Origin of the sequence: Algoriphagus faecimaris (assembly GCF_900101705.1) — a bacterium.
Classification (GTDB): domain Bacteria; phylum Bacteroidota; class Bacteroidia; order Cytophagales; family Cyclobacteriaceae; genus Algoriphagus; species Algoriphagus faecimaris.
Window position 1 is genome coordinate 1 of the sequence record NZ_FNAC01000097.1, and the last position, 1,732, is coordinate 1,732.

The following is a 1,732-nucleotide window of genomic DNA, read 5'->3' on the forward strand; positions in this document are numbered from 1 at the left end:
CTTTCGTTTGGCTATTTACTAGATATTGAAAATAAAAGTGTCATAATCTGAAGTTATGGCCTTTTTTTTGATGTATTTTATCTAGTTAATAGACTAGATATGGGGTATCCTACAAAAATACAGCGAATCAACAGAGCCAAAAGTGAACAATGGTATGTCAATTTTCCTGCGGCTGTGGCTCAGGCAATTGAGTTTCAACAAGGAGAAGTGGTGGAATGGATCATCGACGACCACCAACGCTTGGTACTTCAGCGCAGTGATCAGTCTGTTGCAGACCTTAAAAAAAAACTCCCCAAGAAGATCTAAAAGGGGTATTGGAAGGTATTTTTTCAGAATGCCTATCCTGTTTTAAGCAGTTTCGGACTTGGCAAAGGGCCGGAAAGCTGGTTAACGGAGTACTTTCCTGTATGGGCCGTCACACTGTTACTGGTTGGTTGACCGCAAGTGGTGAGCAGTTTAAAGATTGGTCAGCAGCCTATCGCCTTTTTAAAGGGGACAGGATGGATATTGCTGGAATTTTCGGTGTTATTCGAAGAAAAGTTGTCGCATTGGCCGATCGGGAACAGCGGTATGTTTTTGCCCACATGGATGACACCCTGTTACGGAAAAAAGGAAAAAACGTATTTGGTGCCCGTTGGCTCAGAGATGCGCTTGGGCCGCCATTCCAGGCTAATCTGGTTTGGGGACAGCGTTTTATTCAGCTTTCGCTGTCCTGCTTTTCAAAAATGGGTCCGGTACAGGCCAGAGCTATTCCCGTTGATCTACATCATTGCCCCAGTGTAAAAAAGCCCGGTAAAGCAGGGGGAGAACAGGATTGGGAACTGTTTCGAGAAACTCAGAAAAAAGCCAAGCTCAGTGTCATCGGTGCCCAGCGGATCAAGCTCCTGCGTGAAAATCTCGATCAGGACGGGTTTACTGGCAAGGGACTGGTGGTCAGCGTGGACGGAAGTTATACCAATGAAGCAGTTCTGAAAAAGCTGCCTGGCAACACAATTCTGATCGGAAGAATCCGAAAAGACTGTAGCCTCTATCTACCTGCCGAGCCTTCCACATCCGGAAAAGGACGCAAAAAAGTCTATGGAGAGCCACTGCCAACTCCCGAGCAAATCCGCCAGTCCGATGACTATTCTTGGGTAAAGGTTCAGGCATGGGCAGCAGGAAAAGTTCACGAGTTTCAGTTAAAAGTAATCCCAACTGTCCGCTGGAGAAAAGCCGGAAACAAAGATCTTAAACTGGTCATCATCCGTCCGGTTTCCTATCGTAAAACCAAAAAATCACGTCTGCTGTACCGGGATCCTGCATATCTTATCTGTACCGAACCAGAGCTGGACTTGGCCACACTCCTGCAAGCCTATCTCTGGAGATGGGAGATAGAGGTCAACTTCAAAGACGAGAAAACTATTCTGGGTTGCGGAGAAGCCCAGGTCAGAACCCAGCAAGCTTGTGAAAAGGTCCCCGCATTCCTAACCGCCGTTTATTCCATGCTTCTACTGGCCGCAGAATCTGCCAAAAATCAAGTCCTACCCAGGCCAAAGTGGTATAAATCAGAAAAATCGGTCCGTACAACAACTGGCGACATACTGAATCAATTTAGAGCAATAAACTGGGCTAATACTTCAAAAATCAATTTCTCCGACTTCGTTAACATCCAGAAAAAACTGCAAACACTTAAAAAATCTGATAATCCTATCCTGTCCGCATTATTTCACGCCAGGAATTAGCCAAACTTGAG

At 45.7% G+C, this 1,732-nt stretch carries 2 protein-coding genes; both read left to right on the plus strand.

Annotated elements, in window-relative coordinates:
* The first annotated feature begins 99 nt into the window (after positions 1–99).
* A complete protein-coding gene (locus BLQ57_RS20710) occupies positions 100–306 on the plus strand; it encodes a hypothetical protein (RefSeq protein ID WP_087941509.1) in 207 nt (68 codons plus the stop codon).
* A gap of 8 nt (positions 307–314) precedes the next feature.
* Entirely contained in the window at positions 315–1,721 is a 1,407-nt protein-coding gene (locus BLQ57_RS20715) for an IS701 family transposase (RefSeq protein ID WP_240507895.1), read from the plus strand.
* Positions 1,722–1,732 lie beyond the last annotated feature (11 nt).